A 22686-nucleotide genomic window follows, 5' to 3' on the forward strand; every position below is an offset into this window, starting at 1 on the left:
GGGTCAGCTCCCCTTCGCGGGGACGATCTGGAGATAGATCGCCGTGAGGACCATGTTCACGAAGAACAGCAGCATGAAGGTGATGACGACGGACTGGTTGACCGCGTCACCCACTCCCTTCGGACCGCCGCGCGGGTTCAGCCCGCGGTAGGCGGCGACGATGCCGGCGATGAAGCCGAAGATCAGGGCCTTGATCTCGCTGACGTACAGGTCCGGCAGCTGGGCCAGGGCGGAGAAGCTGGAGAGATAGGCGCCGGGGGTGCCGTCCTGCATGATCACGTTGAAGAAGTAGCCGCCGAGTGTGCCGACGACGGAGACGAGGCCGTTCAGCAGGACGGCGACCAGCATGGTGGCCAGCACGCGCGGGACGACGAGGCGCTGCACGGGTGAGACGCCCATGACCTCCATCGCGTCGAGTTCCTCGCGGATCTTGCGCGATCCGAGGTCGGCGCAGATGGCCGAACCCGCCGCCCCGGAGACCAGCAGCGCCACGATGATCGGGCTGGCCTGCTGGATGACGGCGAGGACGCTGGCGCCGCCGGTGAACGACTGGGCGCCGAGCTGCTGGGTGAGCGAGCCGACCTGGAGGGCGATGACCGCGCCGAACGGGATGGAGACGAGGGCGGCGGGCAGGATGGTGACGCTGGCGACGAACCAGAACTGCTCGATGAACTCCCGCACCTGGAAGGGCCGTCGGAAGGTCTCCCGGCACACGGTCCCGGCCAGCGCGAAGAGCCGGCCGGTCTCGCGCAGCGGGGCGAGGGCCTTGCTGGGGCGCGGGGCCTCGGGTGTCTTCTGCGGGAGCGGGGCCGAAGTCGGGGGCCGGTCCCCCGGCGGCCCCGGGGGTATCACCGGCATGGGGGCCGTCATGGGCGCCCACCGCCCGCGGCCGGGCTGTAGCTGTTGAGGATGGCGGTACGGGCCGCCTCCGGCAGCTGCCCCATCATCGACATGACCCGCTCCCGGCGGCGCAGGGCACCCTGGCGCACCGGCAGTCCCGGCGAGGGCTCCAGCTGCGGGACGACGGTGCGCGGGGCGTTGGCCGAACTGATGCCCTGCCCATAGCCGTTGAGCTCCTCGGCGGCGAGGGTGGCGGCGTCCTTCTCCTCGGACATCCCGATGGGGCCTTCGCAACGCCCGGCCAGGAACTGGTTGACCACGGGCAGATCGCTGGTGAGCAGCACCTCGCGCGGCCCGAAGGTGACGAGGTTGCGGCAGAAGAGCATGCCCATGTTGTCCGGGACGGTGGAGGCGATGTCGAGGTTGTGGGTGACGATGAGCATCGTCGCGTCGATCTGGGCGTTCAGGTCGACGAGCAGCTGGGAGATGTACGCGGTGCGGACCGGGTCGAGTCCGGAGTCGGGTTCGTCGCAGAGGATGATCTGCGGGTCCAGGACGAGCGCGCGGGCCAGGCCGGCCCGCTTGCGCATCCCGCCCGAGATCTCGCCGGGCAGCTTGTCCTCGGCGCCCAGGAGGCCGACCACGTCGATGCGCTCCATCACGATGCGGCGGATCTCGGATTCCTTCTTGCGGGTGTGCTCCCGGAGCGGGAACGCGATGTTGTCGAAAAGCGACATCGAGCCGAAAAGCGCACCGTCCTGGAACATGAGGCCGAAAAGCTTGCGGGCTTCCATGATGTCCCGCTCGGAACCGTTCACCATGTCGACGCCGTTGACGAGGACACGACCCTGTTCGGGTTTGAGCAGGCCGATGATGGATTTGAGGAAGACGGTCTTTCCGGTGCCGGAAGGACCGAGCATCACGCTCACTTCGCCGGCGGGCAGGGTGAGGCTGACGTCCTGCCAGATGTTCTGCTTGCCGAAGGATTTCGTAAGGCCTTCAACGACTACTTCGATGCCCATCGACCCTCCCTCGACGTATCGGTGAACGAAGTCATCTGTCAGCGCTCCGGCTCTGAGAAATCCAATGGCGGCTCGTCACACATGCACCAGGAGGCGCACGTTATGTCCGCCGAAACCGCCAGGACAAGCCGTTGAACAGCGGTAATCGACGAACCAGGTGCTCGGTGTGGATCACTTGTCACCGAGTGACAAAGCCACTCACGGACTTTGTCGGAATCTGCGCAAGATCTCCGGCGTGCGGGGTGGGGTCCAATGGTCCGTGGGAGCCGGAGCAGTGAGACCCCGACAGCGGGAGGGCCGGCCCCGCACAGAGGGTTCGGGGCTGAGGCATTCCCGTTGTGGAATCCAGGTCAAGAGGGGCGCGACCTGGACTCCATGCATCGAACGAACAGTCGCGGACGCATTTCCGCGCCGCCCACCCGGGACGCTACGGCTCGGTAACCTGCCTCCGCAATAGCGGTTCACTAACTTTTTGCGCAAGCATTGACGGCGGGGCCATTTTTGTACGCGGGTGAGCAGACACCCTCGCACGCCTATCGAGAAGTGAGTGTTTCCGGAGATCGATGCGGCGACGAACCTTCCCGGATCACCTCCGAATCAGCACTCACGAAAGGAGGTATGTCGATATAGCCGGCGCCGGGCACCACCGTGCTCGCGGTGTTCCGGAGCACGTATTCGACACATGTCTCATACGGATATGAGAATGTGCGGGAGCCGGATTTTGGAACCGTCTGCCGACCTTGCGGCACGACGCAGCACGCCGAAGCACGACGAAGCCCGTCCCCTCCGGTCGGTCTCCCGGAGGGGACGGGCAGCGTCACAAGGAGAAGCCGAACGAGTCAACGGACACCCGTCTCGGCCCGCCGGTACTACTTCACCGCGGAGTGCCAGTTCTCGGCGAGCAGCTTGCCGGCATTGGGCACCACGATGCCGGGGGCCGCGAGGCCGGCCGTGGAGGTCTCGGCGTTGTTGAGGACGAGGTTGTTCGTCCCGGACGCGGCCGGCAGGCCGACCTTGAGGTCGATCGCCCAGCTGAGCGTCCCGACCAGGCCGCAGCCACTGGCCTTCGGCACGGCGAACGTGCTGTCACCCTGAGCGGCGCCCGTGAGGCCGAACTTGATCATCGACCCCTCTTCCTGGTTCGCCGTTCCGTCACCGTCGAACCTGGTGACGCCCAGGCTCGGCGCGCTGAGGTTCCCGGGGTTCAGGAGAATCGGATTGCTGTTGGTGCCGAGGTAGCACTTGGATCCGAGCAGCGGGTTGTCCAGGCGGATCCTGATCGGCAGCTTCACGATGGGCCCGGACGACATCCCGGCGACCAGGCTGAAGTCCGACGGCGTGCCGGCCGACTCCACCGTGGCGGTCACCTTGTTCAAAGTCGCGTTGGTGATCTGCCCGCACACGGCCGAGACGACAGGAACATTGCTCGGGCACATGATGCCGAGCAGCCCACCGGGGATCGTGGTCTCGCCACTGATGATCGATCCGGCCGGTGGCGGAACGACCGTGTACGTGCCCTGCGCCGGGTGCTGGATGACCCCGAACTGCAGGTTCGTGGAACCGGTCGTCGCCGTGGTGTTGCCCAGCTTGATCGACCCGTTGGGCGAGGCGGAGGTCACGCACAGCGGGATGTCGGTTTCGCCGTCCGTCGCGAGCATGGCGGGGTTGTCCACCGGGCAGCGGTCGAACGGCGCCCAGGCGCCGTTGAGCTGGGCCGCGGCCGTGGCGGCGCCGGCCGGTGTCGCGGCCAGGGGCATGACCAGTGCGGCGGAGGCCGCGACGGCAGCGGATCCCTTGATCCAGTTCTTCGAGACAGATCTCATCGTTCCCTCAATTCGGTTGCGGCTCTGGGTGATTGCTGTGCTCGGTGCAATGGCGAGCGGGCGGGGGAATGAACCTCAGCGTTCCGCTTTGGGTATGTCGGACGGCTGGTTGTCGGATGTGCAGCCGTTCGAAACCGAAGCTATGCAGGGCGCTCCCTGCATTTGCTTGACGAATCCCGGGACACCGGACAGTGACGCGGTGAAGAGGCTGTCCAGGTCCTCACCGACACCACATCCCTGGAAGGGCGGGATCGTCACCGACCCCGTCAGCGGACCCCCTGCGGTGAGTTGGTAGCCGTCCAGGACCCCGCCGACCACGTTTCCCACGCCTTCGAGCGGGAGTGTGAAGGGCCGCTCCGTACGACAGTTGTTCCCCACGTCCAGTGGAACGCCGTTGACCTTGACGTCGCGCAGCCTGAGGACGAGCTTGACGTCGATGGTGGTGACAGCCTTGGTGGTGAAGGTCGTGAGATCGGTAACGGTGTGGACGTGCACATTGGGGGCGTCCGGCGTATCGGTCCTGGGAGGGATCTGCGTCATCTCAAGAGTCGCCGTCGTCGGCATGAACCCGAAGGTCAGGAATGTTCCTGTGGTGGGCGGCAGTTGCGGTTTCCCCTGATAGTCGAGCACCATCGCCGCTGTCATGTATACGTGAATATAGGGGGGCTTTATCACGGGGGGAACGCTGGGATACGTGTAGATCCGCGAGCAGGCAAGCGGGAACTTATTGGCGCCCTTGAGTTTGGTGACGTTCGCGTAGCCGGTCACATAGGCGACCATCTCGACCTCGTTCGTCGCGTCCCCGACACATTTGGGTGCATCGGCCGCCGCCGGCTCCTCGGCGGCCTTCTTCCCGACCTCCGGTACGCCTGGGTCACGCAGCCCGGCTCCGTCCTCGGGCCAGTCGTCGGACGCGGACGGCGCGGGTGTGGACGGTCCGCCCTCACCCACCACCTTCACCGTTGCCAGGGTCGAATCCTGATCGGCGTCCAGTTCACAGCTCAGGGGGATGGTCCGCGGTTCGGTCGGAGCACCGGCGGCCGTCCTGGTCGTGAGCACCCCGGACAGACGGGCCGCCTTGAGCGAGAGATCGCCGGGCGCGCCAGGTCTGACATAGGGAACAGCCCCCGAGGTCCTCAGCGTCAGGTCACCCTTGTCCGGGATCGGTGTCGACTCCGCGGTCGCCCCGGCCCACTCGGCCTTGGCGTGCTTGTCGCCCTGGGAGACGTCCGTGGACAGCAGCATCTCGGCGCTCACGGTCGCCGCGCCGGAAGCGGCCGGCCCGGAAGCGGCCGACCCGGAATCCGCCGGACCTGAATCCGCCGGCCCGGAAGCGGCCGGCCCGGTGAGTGCGCCCTCGGGCAGCACCACTTCCACGGCGACATCCTCGGGCTGTATCGCCCGGCCGGCCTGGACCGACTCCGCGACCTTGGCCGTGATACCCACCTTCACGGGATACTTGCCCGCCGGGAAGTCGCAGGTGTAGGCCAGGTTTGCATCTATCTCCTGAGCACCCGCCGCGGCCTGTGCCCCAGGGATCATCCCCCCCAGCAGCACCGCGGCGGCCACCGCGGCACCCCGTGCCGTGCGCCGCGGCGCTCCCGACTTACCACTGCGCTTCACTTGCGGTGTCCCCCTTCGGACGAGCCGGACGGAGCCGGATGGCGAATCGCACGGCGGGCTACCACCCGCCGTGCGATCCCTGATCACCCAAGACCGGCGTGAGGCCGGATCAGGGGGTGTAGGTGATGGTCGGCTTGGTCGTACCGCCGGACGGAGTGACCGCCGCGTAGCTGGCGGTGTACGTGGGGTTGTCACCCACGGCCGCGATTCCGGCGCAGCCCGCGCTGGCGGTCGCGACCCTCAGCTTGTAGGTGCTGTTGTTGCTGACCGCCAGCTTGCCGGTGGAGTTGGTGTACGTGGCAGCGACACTGCCGTCCACGGTGAAGGTGCAGGTGAGCACCGTCACGGAGGCCTTCACACCGGTGATGGCCCCGCTCGTGACGCCGCCGCTGTAGGTGTTCGCGATCAGTTTCCACGCGGGGGAGGTGGTGGAGGCCGGTGTCACGGGACCGAACGGGCTGGTGCACCCGCTCCAGGTCAGCGGAGCGATGGTGCCGACCTGCACGTTCGTGGTGCCGGGGGCGGACGCCAGGTTGCCCCCCGCCGCGGACGACGTACACGTCATCGGGATGCTGTTGAGGGTCAGGGTGACGGTTCCCGCGGTGGCCGAGAACGACTCCGGCGAGGCGGGGCCGACAGTCCACTGCCCGGCCGCAACGCCTGCGGTGGCGGCGGGGGCTGCGAGGGCGACAGCGGCGGCGGCTGCGCCGGTAGCGACCGCGATCTTTCTGAGGGAGTTGCGCACAGTTAGTTCCTCCGATTCGACAATGCGGGTGCACTGTTGCGGGGACACACACGCCAGGTACCGCGCAAGCGGCGGACGTGCGGCTATGAACCGTGTTGCGTGGGCCGTGCTACTTCTTCAGCCACATACGCTCTGTGACAGGCCCGGACGTTACTAGCGGGAAACTTGGAGCACAATCCTGCTCACCGAAATTGCTCACGCCGAGTTCTTTTCTCGTCCCGGGCTTACTAATTCCCGTGGCTCACTTGTCACTTGGTGCGCAATACCGGCAGCGGCCCCGTGGTGCCGCCCGCGTCTACCGGACACCGCGACGGGCAGCGGCGTCTGCATCGCGTCCCGCGCACGCCCTCCGTGGAGGGGGCTCAGCTTCCGGTGATGGCCGGGTGCACAACACCTCCCGCGGGCGTGACCACACCGAGGTTCGCGGTGAGGGTCGCGACCTCCCCGTCAGCCCAGAGCCCCTTGCACGCCGGCGTGGTGTCGGCGAACAGCAACTGGTGGTCCGGGGCGCCCGTCAGCGCCATCACGCCGGTCGACGAGGTGTAGGTCATCGCCAGCTCGCCCGCGATCCTGCCCGAGCAGGTGAGAACGGTGAACCTCATCTCGACCCCGGTGACGTACCCGCTGGTCACGCCCGTTCCGGCGTGATATTCGGTGGCCATGATCTTCCATGGAGGGCTCACATCAGCCAGAGGCGTGACGGTGCCCAGCGCCGTCGTGCAGGGGCTGCCGGAACTCCCGAAGACCATGGACGTGACCTTGCCGACGTAACCGGGTGACCCCGTGGCACTGAACAAGCTGCCCCTGACCGGAAGGACCGGACACGTCATCGGGATGTACCCGAGCTTGAAGACCGTGTCGGTCGAGTTCGCCCCGAAGGCGGCGGGCGTCGTCGGTCCTACCGTCCACGACGTGGGAGCGGCCATCGCCGGTGTCACCGCGATGTTCAAAGCAACGGCAGCCGCCCCGCCCAGCAGGAACATTCTTCTGATGAATGTGCGCATAGCGATCCATCAACCCTTTCCCGTCCGCCTGATCCGTGCAGGGCCGGAACACTAGAAGAAGCGAGTGGGATTCCTCAACGCCTTTGCCACATACATCTTCAGAGTGTGCGTATCGTCAACTCCGACCACGCAGCACTCCGTAAGCCTTGTCAGTTCATGAGTAGCGGGACACGCGTCCCGCACCACGCATCCGCTTCACCGACCGTCTCCCGGTCCCGGGAAGGAAGCGTCACTGCTACGCCTCCACAGCGCACCCGTCGGATGCCCGCCAAGGTTCTCCATGCGGTCGTCGCACCCGTCGCCGGCGCAGCCGCCCGATGTCCGGTGCTCACCTCCTCGCCAGCCGGAAAACACGCGGCCGAAAATATTGTCCGGAAGTGAGTACTCTCGCCCTACCTGCACCGGAGCACCACGTCGGGGCCACGATGTGTGGCCCCTGCACTTCGATCTTGTACAAGCTGTGGGCACGGCCGTTGACTTGGTCTATCTTCATCGCTGACTTGGTACGCACCTGTCGGTTCGTGGGAGCGCTTTCCCCCCACCGCCTCACCCCCACCGGGCGCCGGAGAGCAAGGGGAAAAGTCATGCCGAAAGTCATTTCACCCATGGACACGGGGGATCCGCTGGGACCGCTTCCCCAGGAGTTCGCCGCGATTATGCGTCCCGAACTGCCCAGCCTCATCAAGGAGATCGGCGTCGAGGTCACCCGGGCCTATCCGGAATATGCGCGCCTGCTCAGCGGGCCCAACGGCCAGGCCATTCGGGTCGGCGTGGAACAGAGCCTCTCCGCATTCGTGGACCTGGTCGCCGAACCCTCCACATCGACATCGCTGCGCGACGACATGTGCCGTCGATTCGGACGATTCGAGGCATACGAGGGCCGCACCATGGAAACGCTTCAGGGGGCCTACAGGCTCGGCGCCCGCGTCGCGTTACGACGGGCCAAGAAGGTCGGCCGCAGCTACCACTTCTCGCCAACCCTGATGCTCAGTTTCGCCGATGCGCTCTTCGCCTATATCGACGAGCTCGAATCACTCTCCCGCGAGGGCTTCCTGGAGGTGCAGTCCCAGACCGGCGAACAGAGCGAGGCCATGCGCCGGCGGCTGCTCCACCTGATCCTGGCCGGGCGCCCCGTACCCAGTTCCGCCATTGCCGAGCTGTGCGAGCAGACCGGGTGGGCGCTGCCCGAGGAGGTCACCCTGGTCGCAGCCCGCGCTCCCGCACGGCTCGACCGGGCCGGTGCCGACCACGACATCCTGGTCGATCTCAGCGACCCCCAGCCGCATCTACTCATCCCGGGGCCGCTCGACGACGCACGAAGAACCATGCTGGACCAGGCACTTCTGGGCACCCGTGCGGCGATCGGGCTGACCGTCCCCACCGCTCTGGCCTCGGACTCGATCCGCTGGGCCAGGAGGACCCTCGAACTCGTCGACGCGGGCGTCATCGACGACGCGCCGTTCATCCACTGCGGGGACCACCTCATCACCCTGTGGCTGCTCTCCGATCCGGCCCTCCTGGACCAGCTCGCGCAGCGGGAGCTCGCACCCATCGCCGGTATCAGCACCACCCGACGGGAGCGGCTGATCGAGACCCTGCGCATCTGGCTCGACACCCGTGGCACCGCTGCCCACATGGGCGAGCTGCTGGATGTACACCCGCAGACCGTCCGCTACCGCATGCGCAACCTCGAATCCATCTTCGGTGAGCAACTCATCGATCCCGAGAGCAGGTTCTCCACCGAGGCGGTTCTGCGGGCTCTCCAGTTGCAGGCCCGCAACGAGGAGACCTCCCCGTAGTCCGCCCACAGAACGGCTTCCGGCCGGATCACGGCCTTCACTGCGCGTCAACTTACTTACGAGTAAAGGGAAATACCCGGTCACTCCCAAACGGTTGCCACACGGAGACGTTCTCAACGAGAAACCTGGAACTGCGTCCCGTACATATGGAGGAGTCGGCCGCCCACCCGGCGGCCGCGACGCCCGACCTCCTGGCCACCATTCGAGAGGGAACCCCCCATGACCGCCTCGCACCTGCTCGTCCCCGTACCGATCCCGGACCGCATCGCGGCACTGATCGGCTCCTGCATCCCGGCGCACATCCTGGAGGCGGAGTTCGACGCGGAATGCGCCGCGCGCGAGGTCCGCAGCTTCCGCGGTCCGCGGCTCGACATCGAGGACCAGGCCGACCGGGAGCAGGCCCTCTCCGAGCTGGCCCGCGCCAACAAGGTGCTCGCCGCCCACCATCCCCAGCTGGCGGTGCACCCCGGCAGTTCCTGGTGACTCCCCCGCCGCGCCTCCGTCTTGCGGAGGCGGCCCCATGCCCTTACCTTACTCGGAAGTAAGTTTACTCCAGAGTAAGGAACTGGCGTGGCTGACAACAGCAGCGGCAACCTCACCGACGAACTGACCGCACTCGACTTCGCGGCCGTCTCCCCGCAGGAGTTCGCACGGATCGTGAAGGGCCTGTCCGCCAAGCAGCTCGGCGAGGTCATGCACGGCGAACTGCGCACCCGGGTGCTCGGCGAGGTGTTCGGCCGGATGAAGCAGCAGTTCCGCCCGGACGCGGCGGGACAGCTCAAGGCGCTGATCCGCTGGAAGATCACCGGTGACACCGACGAGGTGTACGAGACCGCGATCGCGGACGGCGCCTGCACCGTCAGCGCAGGCCGCTCCGACGCCGAGCCGCGCACGACGCTGGTGATGGCCGACGCGGAGTTCCTCAAACTGGTCTCCGGCAACGGCAATCCCGTGACGATGTTCATGATGCGCAAGCTGAAGGTGGCCGGCGATGTCGGCCTCGCCTCGGGCCTCACCCGCTACTTCGACATCCCGAAGGCCTGAGGCGGATGAGCTACTTCTCCCTCGCCCTCACCGAGGAACAGCAGGACCTGCGCAACTGGGTGCACGGCTTCGCCGCCCAGGTGGTGCGCCCGGCGGCCGCCGAATGGGACGCCCGCGAGGAGACGCCCTGGCCCGTCATCCAGGAAGCGGCCCGGATCGGTCTGTACGGATTCGAGTCCCTGGCCGACATGTACGGCGACCCGACAGGGCTCTCCCTCCAGATAGCCAACGAGGAACTGTTCTGGGGCGACGCCGGAATCGGCATGGCGCTCTTCGGCACCTCCCTCGCCGTCGCCGGAATCTTCGCCTCCGGCACCCCGGACCAGCTCGCCGAGTGGGTGCCCCAGTGTTACGGCGACGAGGACGACCCGAAGGTGGCGGCGTTCTGCGTCTCCGAACCACAGGCCGGCTCCGACGTCTCCGCGATGGCCACGAAGGCGCGTTACGACGAGGCCAAGGACGAGTGGGTGCTCTCCGGCCAGAAGGCGTGGATCACCAACGGCGGGATCGCCGAGATCCATGTGGTCGTCGCCTCGGTCGACCCGTCGCTCGGCGCGCGCGGACAGGCCGCGTTCATCGTGCCGCCCGCCACGAGGGGTCTTGAAGCGAGCCGCACCATCAAGAAGCTCGGGCTGCGCGCGTCTCACACGGCGGATGTCTTCCTCGACGACGTACGGGTACCGGGCCACTGCCTGCTCGGCGGAAAGGAGAAGCTGGACGCCCGGCTGGCCCGTGCCCGCGAGGGCGGCAACGCCAAGGGGCAGGCGGCGATGGCGACCTTCGAGGTCAGCCGCCCGACCGTCGGCGCCCAGGCCCTGGGCATCGCGCGCGCGGCGTACGAGTACGCGCTGGAGTACGCCGGACAGCGCGAGGCGTTCGGCCGGCCCATCATCGAGAACCAGTCGATCGCGTTCGCGCTGGCCGACATCCGTACCGAGATCGAGTCCGTACGGCTGCTGATCTGGCAGGCCGCGTGGATGGCCCGCAACGACCGGACCTTCGACGCGGGCCAGGGCTCCATGTCCAAGCTGCGCGCGGGTGAACTCGCGGTGTCCGCGACGGAGAAGGCCGTCCAGATCCTCGGGGGCGCCGGGTACAGCCGGGAGCATCCGGTGGAGCGGATGTACCGCGACGCCAAGATCTACACGATCTTCGAGGGGACCAGCGAGATCCAGCGCCTGGTCATCGCGCGGGCGATCTCGGGACGCCACATCCGCTGACACGAAGTCAGGGCCCGACGACCGGACGCCGGCGCGAGGTCAGAGCCCGGCAACAGGCGTGAACCGCACCGGCAGCGACTGCGGGCCACGCGTGAAGACGCCCTGCTCGGACGGGGTGAACCCGTCCGCGAGCCGTACGTCCGGCATCGCGTCGAGCAGCATGTTCACCCCCGTCTGCACCTCGGCCCTGGCCAGCAGCGCGCCGACGCAGAAGTGCCGGCCGAGGGCGAACGCCAGATGGTCGGCGGCTGCGGAGAACGCCGTGGTGCTGGTCAGGTCGGTGCGGAAGATGTCGAAGCGGTCGGGGTCGCGGTACCGGGACGCGTCCCGGTTGGCCGAGCCGATCAGACAGGTGACGGTCGATCCCGCGGGCACCCGGCCGCCGCCGAGCTCCACATCCGTGGCCGTCTGTCGCATGATCATGTGCACGGGCGGAGTGAGGCGCAGCGTCTCGGCGAAGGCCCGGTCGATGAGGGTGCGGTCCTCCCGTACGGCGGCGAGCTGCTCGGGGTGGGTGAGCAGGTTGGCGAAGATCGAGGCGATGGCCTTGTCGGTGGTCTCGCCGCCGGCGGCGAGCAGCAGGCTGCAGAAGGCCTTGATGTCCTCGTCGCTCATCCGGACGCCGTCGACCTCGGCCGCACAGAGCGCGGAGAGCAGGTCTTCGCCGGGCGCCTTCCGCCGCTCCTGGATGACCGGGATCATGTACTCGGCGAATTCCTGCCGGGTCCGGTCACCGGCCGCCGCCACCTCCGGGTCGCCCGCAAGGTTGCCGAGGAAGGCGATGACGCTGGTGTACCAGCCGTGGAAGCGGTCGTGGTCCGCCTTGTCCAGGCCGAGCATGTCGGCGATGACGAGGACGGGGAAGCGGGTCGCGAACGCGTCGACGAGGTCGGCCTCACCGGTGTGCCGGAAGGTGTCGATCAGCTCCCGAGCGTTGCGCTCGATGACCGGGAGGAATTTCTCCTGGAGGTCCGTGCCCCGGAAGGCCGGGGCGACGAGGGCCCGGCGTACGGCGTGCTCGCGTCCGCTGAGCTGGAGGATGGTCCTGCCGTGGACGGGCTCGATCTGCCAGTCGTAGTTGTCGGTGGTGAACTCCCCGGCCTTGTCCTTGAAGACCCGCTCGACGTCCTCGTACCGGGAGACGACGTAACTGTTCGTGGCCTCGTGCAGGATCAGCGGATGGCTCTCACGCATGATCCGGTAGGCCCCGTAGGGATCGGCGGCGAAGGCGGGCGAGAGAATGTCGGGTACGGGCGGTGCTTGCGAGGCGAGTGACTCTTGTGGGGCAGACGTCATGACGCTCCAGGGTCGTTGACGGGCAACGCCGCCAAGGTTATTGACCTACCGTCCGCTCTGAAACCCCCTGGGGGAACCATGCCCGCCGGCCTCCGCCCGTCCGTTCTCTTCGTCACCGATCTCGCCTACGAGGCGCGCGGGCGCCGCTACTGCGACGAGGACATCCACCTGACGTCGCGGCTGCGCGAGGACTTCGACGTCGCTCTCTGTCACCCCCGCGACGCCGCCGCGCTGCTGGAGGGCTTCGACGCCGTCGTCGTACGCAACAGCGGTCCGGTGCTGCACTACCAGGACGCGTACGACGCGTTCTGCGCGCGGGCCCGGGAGCTGGGCACGCGGGTCTACAACCCGCTGACCGGCCGGGGTGACATGGCGGGCAAGCAGTACCTCGTCGATCTGAGCCGGGCCGGATATCCCGTGATCCCGACCGTGGACCGGGCGGCGGATCTGGGGCTGCTGCCCGAGGCCGAGGGCTACGTCATCAAGCCGAAGCTGGGCGCGGACTCGGTCGGGCTGCAGTTCGTACGTACCCCGGCACTGCCTCCCGAGGCGGACGGCACGCAGTTGGTCCAGCCGCGGATCGACTTCCGCTACGAGGTGTCCTTCTACTTCGTCGACCACGACTTCCAGTACGCGCTGAACGCGCCGCACCCGGAGCAGCGGTGGGTGCTGGAGCCGTACGAGGCGAGCGCGGCGGATCTGGCGTTCGCGCGCGCGTTCGTCGACTGGAACGCCCTGGACCACGGCATCCAGCGGGTCGACGCGTGCCGGACGGAGGCGGGTGAGCTGCTGCTCGTCGAGCTGGAGGACCTCAATCCGTATCTCTCGCTGGACCGGGTGGCGCCGCCGGTGCGGGAGGTGTTCGTCGCGCGGATGAAGGCGTCGCTGAAGGATCTGCTGGGCTGACACGTCCGGCCGCCCCCCGCATGCGGGTGACAGGGGGCGGTGTGAGGGTGCAAAGGTGACCACTGCCAGCGAGACCGCCCCCGCCGCGCAGGCCCCCGGCGCACCGCCCCTGCTCGATCCGCGCCGCCGGAACATCGTCTTCGCGACGATCGTCCTGGGCATTCTGCTGGCGGCCCTGGACCAGACGATCGTGGGCACCGCGCTGCCCACGATCGTCTCGGACCTCGGGGGCGCCGCCCATATGTCGTGGGTGGTGACCGCGTATCTCCTGGCGGAGACCGTGGCGACGGTCCTGGTCGGCAAGTTCGGCGACCTGTTCGGCCGGAAGATCGTCTTCCAGCTCTCGGCGATCATCTTCATCACCGGTTCGTTCCTCTGCGGGCTCGCGACCAACATGACGCTGCTGATCGTGTGGCGCGGTCTGCAGGGCATCGGCGCGGGCGGTCTGATGGTCACGTCGATGGCGCTGATCGCCGATGTGATCCCGCTGCGCGACCGCGGCAAGTACCAGGGTGCGATCGGTGCCGTCTTCGGCGTCTCGACCGTCATCGGGCCGCTGCTGGGCGGCCTCTTCACCGACCATCTGACGTGGCGCTGGGCGTTCTACGTCAACGTCCCGATCGCGATCGTGGTGGTCATCGCGGCGGCCCGCACCATTCCGTCCGTGAAGGCGGCGGGACGTCCGGTGATCGACTATCTGGGCATCACGATGGTCACGGTCGGGGCGAGCTCGCTGATCCTGGCGACGAGCTGGGGCGGCAACGAGTACGCCTGGGGCTCCCCCGTCATCATCGGCCTGTTCGTCCTCGGCCTGGTCGCCCTGGCCGCGTTCTGCTTCGTCGAGTTCCGGGCGAAGGAACCGATGCTGCCGATGCGGCTGTTCAACAATCCGGTCTTCACGGTCTGCTCGATCCTCAGCTTCATCGTGGGCTTCGCGATGCTCGGCGCGATGATCTATCTGCCGACCTATCTGCAGTACGTGGACGGGGACTCGGCGACGCTCTCGGGGGTCCGGACGCTGCCGATGGTCATCGGTCTGCTGGCCGCCTCGATCTTCAGCGGCAACGTGGTCAGCAAGACCGGCCGCTACCGGATCTTCCCCATCGTGGGCTCCCTCGTCATGGCGGTCGGACTGTTCCTGCTCTCCCGGATGGGTCCGGACAGCGGGGTGTGGCTGGAGTCGCTGTACATGCTGGTGCTCGGGCTCGGCATCGGGCTGTGCATGCAGGTGCTGACGATCGCGGTGCAGAACACCGTCGACTACGCGGACCTGGGCACGGCGACGTCGGGCGTGACGTTCTTCCGTACGCTCGGCAGTTCCTTCGGTACGGCGGTCTTCGGGACCATCTACGCCAACTCGCTCGGCCCGAACCTCAAGGACGGGGTCGCGGAAGCGGTCCGGGCGGGCGGAGATCCGGCGGTCGTGGCGAAGGCCTCGCAGAGCCCGGAAGGGCTGCACTCCCTCCCCGACGCCCAGTCGGCGCCTCTCGCCCAGGCATACGCCGACACCCTGCACACGGTGTTCCTGTGGACGGTGCCGGTCGCGGTGCTCGGCTTCGTCGTGGCGCTGTTCCTGAAGCAGGTGAAGCTGCGGGACACAGCGCGGGCCGGCTCGACCGACATGGGCGAGGGGTTCGCGTCGCCGAGCACCGGGGATTCCGCCCGGCTGCTGGAGTTCTCGGTGGCCAAGGTCCTGCGGCGGGTGGACCCGGACACGGCCCGGCGGATCGTGGCCTCGTCCGACACCCGGCTCGACATGGCGGGGGCCTGGGCGGTGATGCAGGTCGAGCTGTTCACCCGGATGGTCGGCCATGCGGGGCTCCGGCTGATCGCGGCCCGGCACCGGATTCCGCCGGAGGTCCTGGTGCCCGTCTTCGACCGGATGATCGAGGAGGGCTACCTCACCGGGGACGGCCATCTGTTCACACACACCGAGGCGGGCAGCCGGGAGGCCAGGACCATCAACGACGCGTGGTCCCACTGGCTCACCGAGCAGTTGGGCGACCAGGGTGCGCAGGCGGACGACGCCCGGCTGCGCGCCGCGGTCGACGTGATCGCCAAACGGCTGCTGGCGGAGGACCTCACGCAGGAGCTCTCGCCGGTGGCCCCGGCGGGCGCACCGGTCTGACGTCGGTCCGGGTTCGCGCGTCAGTCGGCGAAGACGGCCGACTCGTAGACCCAGGCGCCCTCGTGCCGGACGAAGCGGCTCTTCTCGTGCAGCGAATCGCGGTGGCCGGCGGCCGTGTAGTGCGCCCGGAAGGTGACCGTGCCCGTGGTGTGGAAGGCGCTGCCCTCCGTCGTCTCCAGGATCTCCAGGCCCTGCCAGCGCTGCCCGGGATCGAGTTCGAGGACGTCGGGGCGGTGGTCCGGGTGCCAGGTGCGCAGCAGGTACGCGACGTCCCGGACGACGAAGGCGGCGTACCGCGAGCGCATCAGCGCCTCGCACGTCGGCGCCGGTGCCCCGGCGTGGAACCGCCCGCAGCACTCACCGTAGGTGGCGGGCAGCCCGCACGGGCACGGCAGGGCGGCCGTGACCTGAAAGGCGGGGGCGGCGGAGGGCCGTCGGGGGCGTGAGGTGCGTCGGGACATGGGTCCATTGTGGCCTGCGGCGGCATCGTTCCCTGACGTGCCGCCGCACGGGGCCCGATCAGGCCTTGCGGGCCACGCCCGCGTAGCCCGGGATCGGTTCGTCGCCCGGGACGTCGATGACCTCGCCGAGCTCCGGGTGCCAGTCGGCGGAGAGCGAGACGCCGGGGTCGACGAGTTCGAGGCCGTGGAAGAAGGCGGTGAGTTCGGCGCGGCTGCGCGGGCGCAGGGTCATGCCCCGGGCCTTGTACATGGCGGCGGCTTTGGCCGCGCCCTCCGGGTCGAAGTCGCCGGTGGTCTGCGAGAGGACGAGGTAGCTGCCGGGGGCGAGCTGGTCGACCAGGCGGTCCACGAGTTCGGCGGCACCGTCCTCGTCGTCCAGGAAGTGCAGCAGCGCCAGCAGGGACAGGGCGATGGGCCGGTCGAAGTCGAGGACCTTGCCGGCTGCTTCCAGGATGACCTCGGGGCTGCGGGCGTCGGCCTGGATGTACTCGGTTGCGCCTTCCGGGGTGGAGCGCAGCAGGGCCGCCGCATGGGCGAGGACGATCGGGTCGTTGTCGCAGTAGACGATGCGCGCGTCCGGCGCGGTCTGCTGGGCGACCTGGTGGAGGTTCGGCTCGGTCGGTATCCCGGCGCCGATGTCGAGGAACTGCCGGATGCCGTGCTCCGCGAGCCAGCGGGTGGAGCGGTGCATGAAGGCCCGGTTGACGCGTGCCATGTCACGGCCTCGTGCGTCCACGGCCAGCAGCTGCCGGGCCATCTGCTCGTCGATCGGATAGTTGTCCTTGCCGCCCAGGAACCAGTCGTACATGCGCGCGGGATGCGGCTTGCTGGTGTCGATCTCGACGGGGGGCTCGTGCCCGGTCATAGCGCGCTCCTTGGATCCGTGTCGGCGAACAGAGGACGAAATGCGGCGCGCGGCGACCGGGAACCGTCCGCGCGGTGGGGTCAGGTCAGAAGGAAGTCTGCCTGACCGGCCTTGGCGCCCTGGATGAAAGCGGCAATCTCGCGGTGGGAGTAGATGAGGGCCGGGCCGTCGGGGTCCGCGGACTGGCGCATGGCGATTCTTCCGTCGGAGAGCTTCATCGCCTCGACGCAGTTGCCGCCGTTGCCACCGCTCCACGGCTTGTACCAGCCCTCGGAGCCGAGATCAGCGGCCGGCATGCCGTTGTATATGGGGGTCATCACAGCTCCTTGCGGAAGTCCCGGAGGATTTCCTTCGTGCGTTGTGCAGTCGCGGCCTGGGCCGCCATGCGGTCCATGACCTCGAGGTACGAAGCCACCTCGGGGCGCGCGTCGAAGTAGACGGCCCCGGTCAGGTACTCGCTGTAGACCATGTCGGGCAGTTCGGGGACGGCGAACCGGAAGAGGACGAACGGCCCGTAGGTGCCCGGGTGATGGCCGGTGGAGAACTCGGCGATCTGCAGGGTCACATTGGGCATCTCGGTCGCTGCCAGCAGCCGGTCGGTCTGGGCGCGCATGGCCTCGGGGCTGCCCACCGGGCGGCGCAGCACCGTCTCGTCCATGACCACCCACAGCCGCGGGGCGTCCGGCCGGGTCAGCAGGGACTGCCGCTCCATGCGCAGCGCCACATGGCGCTCGATGTCCTCCGGCCTGGTCTGGCCGACGGCTCCGGTGCGCATCACCGAGCGCGCGTAGTCCTCGGTCTGCAGGAGTCCGGGGACGAAGTGCGGCTCGTACATGCGCAGGAGGCTCGCGGCGCCCTCCAGGCTGACGTACATGCTGAACCAGTCGGGCAGCACGTCGTGGAACCGCTGCCACCAGCCAGGCTTGTTGGCCTCCTCGGTGAGGTCGACGAAGGCGTCGGCCTCCTCCTCGCCGATCCCGTAGGCCTTCAGGAGCGACTGCACATAGGGGATCTTGAGAGCGACCTCGGCGGTCTCCATCCTGCGGATCGTCGCCGGGGCGACGCGGAGCACCTTGGCTGCCTGGTCCCGGCTCAGGCCGACGCGCTCCCGCAGATCCTGCAGGCGCTTGCCGAGAACGACCTGACCCACGGTCGGGGCGGACCGCGGTTCGCTCACTTCAGACCTCCCCATGCGCTGTTTGCCAAGAGTGTGCCATGTGCGTGCCATCAAAGACACAGCCACTCTGAATTTTTCAGAGTGCCCCTTGCCAAGTGTTCACGACAGGGGGACAGTTGGGGAGTGAACAAGTTCGGTCGTCATGCCCGCCCTTTTCAGGAAGATCGCGAAGCGTGACACAGCCCCCACTGTGAGGATTCGGTCGTGGCACCTGGCAGTGCGCTCATCCCCCGGCTCGTGGACCTCAGCCCCGGGACGGAAGCGCTCCGATACTGCTTCGCGCTGCCCGCGCACCCCGAGTCGGTCGCCGGCGCCCGGCGGTTGACGCGGTCCCGGCTGGACGAGTGGCGGTTGAACGGCGACGCCTACGACGCGGCAGTCCTCATCGTGTCCGAACTGGTCACCAACGCGGTGGTGCACACCGCCAGCGCGCGCGTCGTGTGCGAACTGCGCCGCCTGAAGAACCGGCTTCGCATAGCCGTACAGGACCAAGGACACCAGCCCGGCGGACCCCGACTGGGCGTCGGCGCCGACGACGAGCACGGACGCGGCCTGCTGCTCGTCGACGCGATGTGCAGCGCCTGGGGGTCCCGCGACGCCGGGGACGGCTCGGGCCGCATCGTCTGGGCGGAACTGCCGCACGGCTCGGAGCACTCATGTTGAAGAACGCCATGTCCCATCTGCTCGGAGCCAGGCGCTCCCGCGAACCCGGCTGCGCCACCGGCGTCGGCATGGTGCAACTGCCCCTGCCGACGGCCCTCTCGGCGAGCCTGGGCTGCGACGCGGTGGGGGTGCCCGCGCGCTACGGTTTCCGGCTGATGTCCCATCTGCCGCGCACGGGCTGCGTCTTCGCGGACGCCGACCGCTGGTGGTGGATCGTCCCGGCCGGCTCCGACCTCGATCTGGACTGGCCCGCGCAGGCCGCGTACGCCCGCGGGGCGTACGTCCCCGCGGTGCGGCCCCGGCTGATCCACCGGCCCGACAGCCGTACGCCGTACACGCCGCCCATTCCGCTGTTCCTCATGGTGTGCCAGGTGACGGGTGTGACTCCTTCGTGGGCACCCGCGGGCGGCCGGCGCGTCGTCTCCGCTCCCTGATCCCGTCCGTGTGTACGGGTGAGTGGGGACTGCACCGGCGCCCAATTTCCGCTGCGGGCCGGGTTGCACGCAGCGGTTGACCCGCTCTCTCATCCGTTCCGGATCTCGGTCACGCTGCGTTGTCAGTGGTCGGTTCTACTGTGGAATCACTGATCGAAAAGCCCGTGGCAGTGCGGGTCGGACGGGTGTGAAGGGGGCGGGCGCACAGATGGCGAAGTCGAGCGCCGAGAAGGAACGTACGGGGTACCAGGAGGCGGGGGCCGGCGATGTGCGCGAGGATCCCGCGGCGCTGCCCGACGAGGACACCTTCGTGCTGCCGGCCGGCTGGCAGCGTGTACTGCACCCCCGGCGGGGTGGGGTGGTGCGTACACCCGCCAGGGCCCAGCCGAAACAGCTGACGGCGGTCGAGGCCCGCACGGCCGAGGAGAAGGCGTGGATCCAGGAGTTCCTGGACGCGCCGGGGAGCGATGCGGGTCTGGTGGACCTGACGCGGATGCACCTGGCCGGCAGTCGTTCACCGGCCGGAGCGGCGGCCGTGGCCTCGATCGTCGGACTCGTCTCGCCGCATGCCGGTTCGTGGGCCGACAGTTGGGTGCGGCTGGGCGGACTGCCGTTCGCGGCCCGTGCCGTGGTCGAGCTGTTCCTGACCGAGGCCCACTGGATGCAGCGGGGCGCCAAGCGCTACGACCCCTGGCTGGAGGCGCGCACCCACACCCCCCAGTCCTACTGGACGGAGACCTGCCGGCCCGCTGCCGACCGGGTGCGGTCGCTGCTCGCCGCCGCGGACGAGGAGACCTACCGGGCCACGGTCGAGGCGCTCTCCCGGTGCCGTACCGACTCCTACCGGAGGATCGTCACGGCCTATCTGGCGCCGAGCGAGACCGACTGGGTCGCGGGGCTCTGCACGGATCCCGAGGTCACCGCCGAACAGGACAACGCCATCCTCTCCCTGGTGTACTGCACTCTCAACTCCGCCGACCAGGCGCGGGCCTTCGCGCACAAGCCCGTCATCAGTCACAGCACGGCCCTGATCGCGACCGCGGCCGAGGGGATCGGCCCGGCCGTCGTCCCGCTGCTCGGCCCGGACCTGCACCATGCCTACGCCTGCGCGGACGGCGTGAAGCAGGTCTCCCACGCCCTTGCGGAGTTCCCGACGGACGAGTCGTTCCTCCTCCTGCTCGGCCACTCGGACAACAAGCACGTCCGTCCCGCCCTCATGGAAGCAACGCATCGCTATCCGGTCCGGGCGCTGCGGCTGCTCGCCGCAGCGGTACGCGACCACGGCGGTTCGGCGTCAAGCGTCTCGCGACAGCTGCTGGTGGGGCACATCGCCGCCCATCGCGCTCTCGTGGAGAGGGTGCTGCCGACGCTCGACAGCGGCCTGGCGGAGATCGTCGAACCGCTCCTCAACCCGGCGAACCGGATCGCCGACGCGCCCGCCGACGCCCTTCCGGCGGTGCTGACGGCCCCGCCGTGGACCCGGGAGCGGAGCAGGGCAAGGCCCATGGTCGTGACGGGCCCGACGGCTGCCGGCGAGACCGTGGTGGAGTGGCTGCCCGGCGAGCGGGAACAGTGGGCCGCCTCCACCAGTTGGTACACCCGCCGGCACAGTGCCGGCGACTGGGAGAAGGACATCGCGGCGCTGCGCTACCGCCTCGACGCGCCGGACCTCCAGCCGGCCTGGGTCTATGTCCACGGCCCCGAAGAGCTGGTCGCACCGCTGCTCGCCACCTGGGATCCGACCGACCTGTGGGACGGCTCGGACACGCTGAAGCCGATAGCCGCCCGCTTCGGACTCACCGCCCTGCCGCTGCTGCTGCGAGTCGTGCCCCGGCAACCGAGCTCCCTCGCCCAGCTGCTGCTGCCCTTCGTCGATGTGTCGGTCGCCCGGCACATGGCCGACTGGTCGGTGCGGCTCAAGTCCACGGCGCCCCTCGCCCGTTCCTGGTTCGAGCGGCACGGTGTCCGGGCCGCCCCGTTGCTGGTGCCCGATGCCGTCGGCAAGGCCGGCAGGGCACGGCGCGCCGCCGAGCAGGCCCTCGTCCAGATCGCCGCGCTGCACGGCGACGCGGTGGTCCGCCGTGCGGCCGAGGCATACGGCGCGCAGGCGGCGGACGCGGTGGCCGGGCTGCTGACGGCCGATCCGCTGGAGCGGGCGCTGCCCACCGTCATGCCGGTGGTGCCGGGGTGGGCGGATCCGGCGCTGCTGCCGCAGATCACGGTCACGTCGGGCGGCGCCCTGCCGCAGGAATCGGTGCGCCATCTGCTGACCATGCTGGCGATGTCCGGTCCCGGCGGGCCGTATCCGGGGCTCGCGGAGGTGACGCGGACGGCGGATACCGCCTCGCTGGCCGAGTTCGCCTGGGCCCTCTTCGAGCAGTGGCGGCTCGCCTCCCTCCCCGCCAAGGAGTCATGGGCGCTGTACGCCCTGGGCCGGCTGGGCGACGACGGGACGGTGCGCCGTCTGACACCGGTGATCCGGTCCTGGCCCGGCGAGGGCGCCCACCACCGGGCGGTCGAGGGCCTCGATGTGCTGGCGGCGATCGGCAGCGATGTCGCACTCCTGCATCTGCACGGCATCTCCCAGCGGGTGAGGTTCAAGGCTCTGAAGGTCCGGGCCACGGAGAAGATCGCCGAGGTGGCGGCCGGTCTCGGGCTCACGGGAGAGCAGCTCTCCGACCGGCTGGTGCCCGACTTCGGTCTGGACACGAACGGCTCCACGGTCGTCGACTACGGCACCCGGACGTTCACGGTGGGATTCGACGAGCAGCTGCGGCCGTACGTCAGTGACAGCGACGGCAAGCGCCGCAAGGACCTGCCGAAGCCGGGCGCCCGGGACGACGCGGAGCTGGCCCCGGCCGAGCGCAAGCGGTTCATGGCCCTGAAGAAGGATGTGCGGACGGTGGCGTCCGACCAGGTGCGGCGGCTGGAGGCCGCGATGGTGGCGGGCCGGTCCTGGACGGCGCAGGAGTTCAACGAGCTGTTCGTCGGCCATCCGCTGCTGTGGCACCTGGTGCGACGCCTGGTGTGGCTGAGCGAGACGGACGGGGAGGCCACCGCGTTCCGGGTGGCGGAGGACCGTACGTTCGCCGATGCCGAGGGCGAGACCTTCGCGCTCCCCGGGGAAGCGACCGTGCGTCTGCCTCACCCCTTGCACCTGGGTGCGGAGTTGGCCACCACCTGGTCGGAGGTGTTCGCGGATGACGAGATCCTGCAGCCCTTCCCTCAGCTGGGACGTGCCGTGTTCACACCGACCGAGGAGGAGACGGGCAGCCACCGCCTGACCCGCTTCGAGGGCCTCAAGGTACCGACGGGCAAGGTCCTCGGTCTGGAGCGTCGCGGCTGGGCACGCGGGGTGCCGCAGGACGCCGGGGTGGAGCGCTGGATCTCCAAGCGGCTCGGCGACGACTGCTGTCTGGTCATCGCGCTGGACACGGGCATCGCGGTCGGCGTGGTCGACATGTTTCCCGACCAGACCCTGGAGACCGTCTGGCTCGACACGCAGCCCGGCGACTACTGGCTGCGCCGCAGCTACCCGCTGCGCTTCGCCGGGCTGGACACCGTAACCGTGTCCGAACTCCTCGCCGATCTGGCCGAACTCACCGAGGGCGTCGCGTCATGACCGTACGGAACCAC

20 protein-coding genes are annotated in these 22686 nt (G+C 68.8%); 9 read left to right on the forward strand and 11 right to left on the reverse strand.

The annotated features are described in order from the left end of the window. Positions 1 to 3 precede the first annotated feature (3 nt). The 6 genes from OG912_RS01180 to OG912_RS01205 all read right to left on the reverse strand — a co-directional run bounded on the left by OG912_RS01180 (position 4) and on the right by OG912_RS01205 (position 7057). Positions 4 to 870: an MlaE family ABC transporter permease gene (locus OG912_RS01180; protein ID WP_327707735.1), complete on the reverse strand. Its 867-nt coding sequence runs from the start codon at positions 868 to 870 to the stop codon at positions 4 to 6. After that, the gene (locus tag OG912_RS01185) at positions 867 to 1862 is read right to left on the reverse strand and encodes an ABC transporter ATP-binding protein (protein ID WP_326740180.1); all 996 of its coding nucleotides are present in this window, start codon (positions 1860 to 1862) and stop codon (positions 867 to 869) included. Before OG912_RS01185 ends, OG912_RS01180 begins: the two co-directional genes overlap by 4 nt. An 869-nt stretch (positions 1863 to 2731) precedes the next feature. Beyond that, positions 2732 to 3685 carry a hypothetical protein gene (locus OG912_RS01190; protein ID WP_327707736.1) on the reverse strand — a complete coding sequence of 318 codons (954 nt, stop codon included), beginning with the start codon at positions 3683 to 3685 and terminating at the stop codon, positions 2732 to 2734. A 75-nt stretch (positions 3686 to 3760) separates the two neighbouring features. After that, positions 3761 to 5308, reverse strand: coding sequence for a DUF6801 domain-containing protein (locus tag OG912_RS01195; protein WP_327707737.1), 1548 nt, complete (start codon positions 5306 to 5308; stop codon positions 3761 to 3763). 109 nt (positions 5309 to 5417) lie between these two features. After that, positions 5418 to 6053: a hypothetical protein gene (locus OG912_RS01200; protein WP_326740177.1), complete on the reverse strand. Its 636-nt coding sequence runs from the start codon at positions 6051 to 6053 to the stop codon at positions 5418 to 5420. A 362-nt stretch (positions 6054 to 6415) separates the two neighbouring features. Beyond that, the gene (locus OG912_RS01205) at positions 6416 to 7057 is read right to left on the reverse strand and encodes a hypothetical protein (RefSeq protein WP_327707738.1); all 642 of its coding nucleotides are present in this window, start codon (positions 7055 to 7057) and stop codon (positions 6416 to 6418) included. A 584-nt stretch (positions 7058 to 7641) separates the two neighbouring features. Between OG912_RS01205 and OG912_RS01210 the strand changes: the two genes are divergently transcribed. The 4 genes from OG912_RS01210 to OG912_RS01225 all read left to right on the forward strand — a co-directional run bounded on the left by OG912_RS01210 (position 7642) and on the right by OG912_RS01225 (position 11120). Further along, positions 7642 to 8856 carry a helix-turn-helix domain-containing protein gene (locus OG912_RS01210; RefSeq protein WP_326740175.1) on the forward strand — a complete coding sequence of 405 codons (1215 nt, stop codon included), beginning with the start codon at positions 7642 to 7644 and terminating at the stop codon, positions 8854 to 8856. A 219-nt stretch (positions 8857 to 9075) separates the two neighbouring features. Further along, positions 9076 to 9339, forward strand: a complete 264-nt coding sequence (locus OG912_RS01215) for a hypothetical protein (protein ID WP_327707739.1) — start codon at positions 9076 to 9078, stop codon at positions 9337 to 9339. An 87-nt stretch (positions 9340 to 9426) separates the two neighbouring features. Beyond that, positions 9427 to 9900 carry an SCP2 sterol-binding domain-containing protein gene (locus tag OG912_RS01220; protein WP_327707740.1) on the forward strand — a complete coding sequence of 158 codons (474 nt, stop codon included), beginning with the start codon at positions 9427 to 9429 and terminating at the stop codon, positions 9898 to 9900. Between the two features lie 5 nt (positions 9901 to 9905). Then, positions 9906 to 11120, forward strand: a complete 1215-nt coding sequence (locus tag OG912_RS01225; protein WP_327707741.1) for an acyl-CoA dehydrogenase family protein — start codon at positions 9906 to 9908, stop codon at positions 11118 to 11120. A gap of 39 nt (positions 11121 to 11159) precedes the next feature. Here the strand turns inward: OG912_RS01225 and OG912_RS01230 are convergent, their stop codons facing one another. Then, positions 11160 to 12416: a cytochrome P450 gene (locus OG912_RS01230; RefSeq protein ID WP_327707742.1), complete on the reverse strand. Its 1257-nt coding sequence runs from the start codon at positions 12414 to 12416 to the stop codon at positions 11160 to 11162. Between the two features lie 78 nt (positions 12417 to 12494). On the opposite strand from OG912_RS01230, the gene OG912_RS01235 reads away from it, so the two are divergent. Next, the gene (locus OG912_RS01235) at positions 12495 to 13322 is read left to right on the forward strand and encodes a hypothetical protein (RefSeq protein WP_327707743.1); all 828 of its coding nucleotides are present in this window, start codon (positions 12495 to 12497) and stop codon (positions 13320 to 13322) included. 55 nt (positions 13323 to 13377) lie between these two features. After that, complete coding sequence (locus tag OG912_RS01240) at positions 13378 to 15450, forward strand: MDR family MFS transporter (RefSeq protein WP_327707744.1); 2073 nt, start codon at positions 13378 to 13380, stop codon at positions 15448 to 15450. A gap of 20 nt (positions 15451 to 15470) precedes the next feature. On the opposite strand, the gene OG912_RS01245 is transcribed toward OG912_RS01240, so the two are convergent. The 4 genes from OG912_RS01245 to OG912_RS01260 all read right to left on the reverse strand — a co-directional run bounded on the left by OG912_RS01245 (position 15471) and on the right by OG912_RS01260 (position 17953). Beyond that, positions 15471 to 15911 (reverse strand): YchJ family protein, encoded by a 441-nt coding sequence (locus OG912_RS01245; protein ID WP_326740167.1) that lies wholly within the window; start codon positions 15909 to 15911, stop codon positions 15471 to 15473. Between the two features lie 58 nt (positions 15912 to 15969). After that, positions 15970 to 16776, reverse strand: coding sequence for an SAM-dependent methyltransferase (locus OG912_RS01250; protein ID WP_327707745.1), 807 nt, complete (start codon positions 16774 to 16776; stop codon positions 15970 to 15972). A gap of 80 nt (positions 16777 to 16856) precedes the next feature. Continuing rightward, entirely contained in the window at positions 16857 to 17093 is a 237-nt protein-coding gene (locus tag OG912_RS01255) for a DUF397 domain-containing protein (RefSeq protein WP_219567121.1), read from the reverse strand. Then, positions 17093 to 17953, reverse strand: a complete 861-nt coding sequence (locus OG912_RS01260; protein WP_327707746.1) for a helix-turn-helix domain-containing protein — start codon at positions 17951 to 17953, stop codon at positions 17093 to 17095. The genes OG912_RS01255 and OG912_RS01260 overlap by 1 nt, the downstream gene beginning before the upstream one ends. A 204-nt stretch (positions 17954 to 18157) precedes the next feature. Here OG912_RS01260 and OG912_RS01265 point away from each other — a divergent pair, with 204 nt between their 5' ends. The 3 genes from OG912_RS01265 (at position 18158) to OG912_RS01275 (ending at position 22672) form a co-directional block, all read left to right on the forward strand. Next, positions 18158 to 18616 carry an ATP-binding protein gene (locus tag OG912_RS01265; protein ID WP_326740164.1) on the forward strand — a complete coding sequence of 153 codons (459 nt, stop codon included), beginning with the start codon at positions 18158 to 18160 and terminating at the stop codon, positions 18614 to 18616. Continuing rightward, a complete protein-coding gene (locus tag OG912_RS01270; protein WP_326740163.1) occupies positions 18610 to 19050 on the forward strand; it encodes a hypothetical protein in 441 nt (146 codons plus the stop codon). The genes OG912_RS01265 and OG912_RS01270 overlap by 7 nt, the downstream gene beginning before the upstream one ends. 208 nt (positions 19051 to 19258) lie before the next feature. Continuing rightward, positions 19259 to 22672, forward strand: coding sequence for a DUF4132 domain-containing protein (locus OG912_RS01275; protein WP_327707747.1), 3414 nt, complete (start codon positions 19259 to 19261; stop codon positions 22670 to 22672). The last annotated feature ends 14 nt before the right edge of the window (positions 22673 to 22686 follow it).

This window comes from Streptomyces sp. NBC_00464 (assembly GCF_036013915.1).
Classification (GTDB): domain Bacteria; phylum Actinomycetota; class Actinomycetes; order Streptomycetales; family Streptomycetaceae; genus Streptomyces.

Excerpts from the sequence above, each read along its gene's own strand:
- OG912_RS01205 (WP_327707738.1), bottom strand. The coding sequence starts at position 7,057 with ATGCGCACATTCATCAGAAGAATGTTCCTGCTGGGCGGGGCGGCTGCC.
- OG912_RS01275 (WP_327707747.1), top strand. The coding sequence starts at position 19,259 with ATGGCGAAGTCGAGCGCCGAGAAGGAACGTACGGGGTACCAGGAGGCG.
- OG912_RS01230 (WP_327707742.1), bottom strand. The coding sequence starts at position 12,416 with ATGACGTCTGCCCCACAAGAGTCACTCGCCTCGCAAGCACCGCCCGTA.
- OG912_RS01180 (WP_327707735.1), bottom strand. The coding sequence starts at position 870 with ATGACGGCCCCCATGCCGGTGATACCCCCGGGGCCGCCGGGGGACCGG.
- OG912_RS01225 (WP_327707741.1), top strand. The coding sequence starts at position 9,906 with ATGAGCTACTTCTCCCTCGCCCTCACCGAGGAACAGCAGGACCTGCGC.
- OG912_RS01210 (WP_326740175.1), top strand. The coding sequence starts at position 7,642 with ATGCCGAAAGTCATTTCACCCATGGACACGGGGGATCCGCTGGGACCG.
- OG912_RS01270 (WP_326740163.1), top strand. The coding sequence starts at position 18,610 with ATGTTGAAGAACGCCATGTCCCATCTGCTCGGAGCCAGGCGCTCCCGC.
- OG912_RS01190 (WP_327707736.1), bottom strand. The coding sequence starts at position 3,685 with ATGAGATCTGTCTCGAAGAACTGGATCAAGGGATCCGCTGCCGTCGCG.
- OG912_RS01235 (WP_327707743.1), top strand. The coding sequence starts at position 12,495 with ATGCCCGCCGGCCTCCGCCCGTCCGTTCTCTTCGTCACCGATCTCGCC.
- OG912_RS01245 (WP_326740167.1), bottom strand. The coding sequence starts at position 15,911 with ATGTCCCGACGCACCTCACGCCCCCGACGGCCCTCCGCCGCCCCCGCC.
- OG912_RS01215 (WP_327707739.1), top strand. The coding sequence starts at position 9,076 with ATGACCGCCTCGCACCTGCTCGTCCCCGTACCGATCCCGGACCGCATC.
- OG912_RS01250 (WP_327707745.1), bottom strand. The coding sequence starts at position 16,776 with ATGACCGGGCACGAGCCCCCCGTCGAGATCGACACCAGCAAGCCGCAT.
- OG912_RS01185 (WP_326740180.1), bottom strand. The coding sequence starts at position 1,862 with ATGGGCATCGAAGTAGTCGTTGAAGGCCTTACGAAATCCTTCGGCAAG.
- OG912_RS01255 (WP_219567121.1), bottom strand. The coding sequence starts at position 17,093 with ATGACCCCCATATACAACGGCATGCCGGCCGCTGATCTCGGCTCCGAG.